Origin of the sequence: uncultured Cetobacterium sp. (assembly GCF_947038635.1) — a bacterium.
GTDB lineage: Bacteria > Fusobacteriota > Fusobacteriia > Fusobacteriales > Fusobacteriaceae > Cetobacterium_A.
This window is the reverse complement of record NZ_CAMQXC010000165.1, coordinates 1-3,677: the sequence shown is the minus strand read 5'-3', so window position 1 is coordinate 3,677 and position 3,677 is coordinate 1. Positions and strand designations below refer to the sequence as shown.

At 25.1% G+C, this 3,677-nt stretch carries 7 protein-coding genes; 5 read left to right on the top strand and 2 right to left on the bottom strand.

What is annotated here, in order from left to right:
* The first annotated feature begins 115 nt into the window (after nucleotides 1–115).
* Nucleotides 116–352 carry a thioredoxin family protein gene (locus tag Q0V08_RS11090; protein WP_297434761.1) on the top strand — a complete coding sequence of 79 codons (237 nt, stop codon included), beginning with the start codon at nucleotides 116–118 and terminating at the stop codon, nucleotides 350–352.
* Nucleotides 353–400: 48 nt separating this feature from the next.
* Here the strand turns inward: Q0V08_RS11090 and Q0V08_RS11085 are convergent, their stop codons facing one another.
* Nucleotides 401–739: a metalloregulator ArsR/SmtB family transcription factor gene (locus Q0V08_RS11085; RefSeq protein ID WP_297434760.1), complete on the bottom strand. Its 339-nt coding sequence runs from the start codon at nucleotides 737–739 to the stop codon at nucleotides 401–403.
* A gap of 358 nt (nucleotides 740–1,097) precedes the next feature.
* Here Q0V08_RS11085 and Q0V08_RS11080 point away from each other — a divergent pair, with 358 nt between their 5' ends.
* Together Q0V08_RS11080 and Q0V08_RS11075 are read left to right on the top strand one after the other, a co-directional pair.
* Nucleotides 1,098–1,697 (top strand): DUF1349 domain-containing protein, encoded by a 600-nt coding sequence (locus Q0V08_RS11080; RefSeq protein WP_297434758.1) that lies wholly within the window; start codon nucleotides 1,098–1,100, stop codon nucleotides 1,695–1,697.
* Nucleotides 1,697–2,119 (top strand): maltose acetyltransferase domain-containing protein, encoded by a 423-nt coding sequence (locus Q0V08_RS11075; protein ID WP_297434756.1) that lies wholly within the window; start codon nucleotides 1,697–1,699, stop codon nucleotides 2,117–2,119. Before Q0V08_RS11080 ends, Q0V08_RS11075 begins: the two co-directional genes overlap by 1 nt.
* A gap of 256 nt (nucleotides 2,120–2,375) precedes the next feature.
* Here Q0V08_RS11075 and Q0V08_RS11070 read toward each other — a convergent pair whose 3' ends face one another.
* Nucleotides 2,376–2,741, bottom strand: a complete 366-nt coding sequence (locus Q0V08_RS11070; RefSeq protein ID WP_297434754.1) for a winged helix-turn-helix transcriptional regulator — start codon at nucleotides 2,739–2,741, stop codon at nucleotides 2,376–2,378.
* Between the two features lie 141 nt (nucleotides 2,742–2,882).
* On the opposite strand from Q0V08_RS11070, the gene Q0V08_RS11065 reads away from it, so the two are divergent.
* Nucleotides 2,883–3,401 carry an isochorismatase family protein gene (locus tag Q0V08_RS11065; RefSeq protein ID WP_297434752.1) on the top strand — a complete coding sequence of 173 codons (519 nt, stop codon included), beginning with the start codon at nucleotides 2,883–2,885 and terminating at the stop codon, nucleotides 3,399–3,401.
* Nucleotides 3,402–3,404: 3 nt separating this feature from the next.
* Nucleotides 3,405–3,650 carry a transporter suffix domain-containing protein gene (locus Q0V08_RS11060; RefSeq protein ID WP_297434750.1) on the top strand — a complete coding sequence of 82 codons (246 nt, stop codon included), beginning with the start codon at nucleotides 3,405–3,407 and terminating at the stop codon, nucleotides 3,648–3,650.
* Nucleotides 3,651–3,677: the final 27 nt, after the last annotated feature.

Below are 3,677 nucleotides of genomic sequence, written 5' to 3'. Positions count from 1 at the left end.
AAGTAAGATTATAAAATTTAAGTTATTAGCACTATATGTTGGATTGGTTACTACTGGTATTTTAATTATAGGTTATTTATTTAATTTTATTAACATATAACATAGGAGGAATAAAATGGAAATTAAGGTATTAGGTGGATGTTGTAAAAGCTGTGATATATTATTAGATTATGTTAATGAGGTATTAGTTGAACTAGACAAGAAAGCAAATGTTGAAAAAATAACTGATTTTGTTGAACTTGCAAAGTTAGGAGTTTTAAAAACTCCTGGGATTGTTATTGATGGAAAAGTTATATTTTCAGGACGTATGGCCGACAAAAAAGAGGTTAAAGAAATTTTATCTAGATATTAATATTATATGAAAGAGTCTCAATTCTATTTTAGTTTGAGACTCTTTTTTTTAATCTAAGCAATGATTTTTAGTTTTTAAAAATTCTATAAAACTGTTTTTATCTTCTAAAAATATCCTATCCTCTAAAGATTCTAAAATATCTGTAATAAAACTATTTTTTTCTAATAGTTCCAAGTTTAAACTATAATAAGACCATTTTCCTTTTTTTTGACAAACTATTAATTTATCTTTTTTTAATTTTGTAATGTGCCTAGAGGTATTTGATTGATTTAGTTTTAGTACTTCTTCTAAGTCACAATTACAAGCCTCTTTAAATAGCAATAAAATTTTTAAAATTCTTAATCTATTTAAGTCTGCTAAAGATTTTAGTATATTCAAAACTTTCATTATTCCTCCTCTTTAAACATTTCTAAATCTTCTTACTTTATTGAATTATTTATAAAATATCATTTTTAAAGTTTCATGACCTACATGATTTTTGGCTTTTTTATATCAATTTTTTCTTTTATCTGACAAGTAAAATTCACATACATTATTATACACTGTTGTTTATTTAAAGTAAATAACAAGCATATCTTCGTGAAATAGATTTTAAGAAAAATTATCAATAGAATTCTAAATTTAATAATAGATTAAAAAACCTAAATATAAGACTGAGTTTAAACCTAGACAAATATATTAATATATGATATATTTATTTCCATATGCAAACGTTTGCACAAACTGATGTTTAAGGAGACAATTTATGAAAAATACTACTAAGCTAACTAATTTGAAAATAGAGTGGATTAATAAGCCTAAAAACTCAAAAATTGAAAGTGATAAAGTTTATATAAAAACAGACCCATATACAGATTTTTGGCAAAGAACTTATTATGGATTTCAAAATAATAATGCCCCAGCCTTACTATCACAAATTACAGATAAATATTTTTCATTTGTAGTGAAAACAGAATTTAATTCAAAGCAACGATTTGATCAATGTGGAGTTATTATTTATCAAGATTCGGATAATTGGTTTAAAGCTTCAATTGAGTATGTAAATGAAGATTTCCAAAGACTAGGAAGTGTTGTTACAAATAATGGTTACTCTGATTGGGCAACAACAGATATCCCTGCTACGCATAAATTCATATATTATCGTCTTAGTCGTCGTGAAAATGATTTTTGTATAGAATCATCTTATGATGGTATTAATTATAAACAAATGAGAATTTTTCATCTTTTTTCTGCTAATGAAGCAATTAATGTTGGTATTTATGCTTGTAGTCCCGAAAATTCAAGCTTTTGTGCAGAATTTTCAGAAATTGAATTTATGGATTGTAAATGGGAGGAACATAAATAATGACTGAAAAAGAAAAATGTAATACTGGACAACTATATAACGCAAATTATGATACTGAACTTTTAAAAGAACGTTCAAATTGTAAAGATTTATGCTTTAAGTTTAATCAACTTTTGCCATCAAATGAAGAAGAACAAACTAAACTTTTAAAAAAAATAATTGGAAAAACTGGGAATTCATTTGTTATTACAGCACCATTTTGGTGTGATTATGGATATAATATAGAAATAGGAGAAAATTTTTATACAAATCATAACTGTGTTATTCTTGATGGAGCAAAGGTTACCTTTGGAGATAATGTTATTATTGTTACTCGAGATATACCTACAGGAGTTATTGCAGTTGGTAATCCTTGTCGTATTCTTCGAAAAATAAATAATAAAGATACATTAAAATATAGAAGAATAGATACCAAAGATTAAATAAAGATATCATAGAAAGTCGGGAAGCGTTCTTAATATTTTTATTGGAAGGTTTTCTGGCAAAATCTTTTTATTAAATAACTATTTTCTAAGGTATTAAATAGCTCAATTTTTTCATCTAGGGATAAACTATTCTGCTCTCAACTATTTCCACAAATCATAAGAGATTTTATTAAATTTTTATATAAATTTTCAATGTGTGTAAATATTAAATTGAATTAGAACTGCTATATGAAATTTTTCTTTTATCCTGCTTTTAACTCTTCTTTTTATTTTTATTTTCAGGCGAAGTATTTTTTAATTCATATAGATATATTTCACCTAATTTTTGGTATATTTTTAAAGCTTCAATAACTTTCATTCCTTTATCATTAGTTATATAGTATTGAACATTTAATGGATATCCTATAGATTTTTCTTTAAATATCAGCTTATATTCTAGTAGTTCATTTAACTGCTCTAAAAGTATTTTTTGACTAATTCCTTTAATATCTTTTTGTAATTGTGACAGTGAAGGATTTCTTCGATAATAAATTTGCCACATAATAACAGTTTTCCATTTTCCCCTTAGAATATCATGAATAAATTCTAAAGGGCATGTATATTCCTTTCTTAATTTCATAATTAATCTCCTTAATAATTTATTTACTATTTTACTATATACAAAAAAAAATTAAAAGTACCCACAAAAAAGTAAGTACTATTCAACCTTTAAAAAGTGAATTATAATAAAGTATTATTTTAGTTATAGGAGGTTATTTTTATGAAAAAAGCTTTATTAATTATTGATTTACAAAACGATTATTTTCCCGAAGGTAAATTTCCACTTTGGAATACAGAAGTTACTTTAAATAATATCCTGGAAGCTATTAAAATATGTAAAAATAAAAATTATCCGATAGTTCATATTCAACATATTGCGGATCCTGATTTAGGTTTAGCACCATTTTTTATTAAAGATTCAGAGGGTGTTCAAATAGTCCCTAAAATATTAGAGGCCGCTCCAGATGCTCCCATAGTTATAAAAACATATGCTGATGGATTTGTAAAAACCGATTTAAATAAAGTTCTAGAAAAGTTAGATGTAGATGAGCTTTTAGTTTGTGGAATGATGACACAAAATTGTGTTACTCATACATCTATTTCAAACAAAAAAACTAAAAATTATAAAACATCTATTTTAATGGATGCATGTACATCTGTATCAGAGCCAATTCATTTAATTGGTTTAGCTGCCACTTTAACTTGGGATATTTCTTTAATTTCATACAAAGATATTTAATTTATGACTAAAAAAAATTTAAGAGTTTTAGTCTTATTTATTTTATCTAATATTTTATGGGGAATTGCCTTTTTTTCTCCCTTTTTACCTATGAAAACACATGAAAAAATTATTGTAGGTGTATTGTGTGCTACAGTTGGTGAAATTGCCTTTTGGGGTTTCGTATGGGTTGCAGGAAAGGAAGTTGCTTTAAAATATCGTCAATATTTTTCTTTTAAATTTTACAAAAATAAATTTTTTAAAAGATAGCTCTTATAGAAAAAGATTAAGTACGCC

What these genes read in the sequence shown, in the direction of transcription:
- Q0V08_RS11090 (WP_297434761.1), top strand. Translation starts at nt 116, where the DNA reads ATGGAAATTAAGGTATTAGGTGGATGTTGTAAAAGCTGTGATATATTA.
- Q0V08_RS11085 (WP_297434760.1), bottom strand. Translation starts at nt 739, where the DNA reads ATGAAAGTTTTGAATATACTAAAATCTTTAGCAGACTTAAATAGATTA.
- Q0V08_RS11080 (WP_297434758.1), top strand. Translation starts at nt 1,098, where the DNA reads ATGAAAAATACTACTAAGCTAACTAATTTGAAAATAGAGTGGATTAAT.
- Q0V08_RS11075 (WP_297434756.1), top strand. Translation starts at nt 1,697, where the DNA reads ATGACTGAAAAAGAAAAATGTAATACTGGACAACTATATAACGCAAAT.
- Q0V08_RS11070 (WP_297434754.1), bottom strand. Translation starts at nt 2,741, where the DNA reads ATGAAATTAAGAAAGGAATATACATGCCCTTTAGAATTTATTCATGAT.
- Q0V08_RS11065 (WP_297434752.1), top strand. Translation starts at nt 2,883, where the DNA reads ATGAAAAAAGCTTTATTAATTATTGATTTACAAAACGATTATTTTCCC.
- Q0V08_RS11060 (WP_297434750.1), top strand. Translation starts at nt 3,405, where the DNA reads ATGACTAAAAAAAATTTAAGAGTTTTAGTCTTATTTATTTTATCTAAT.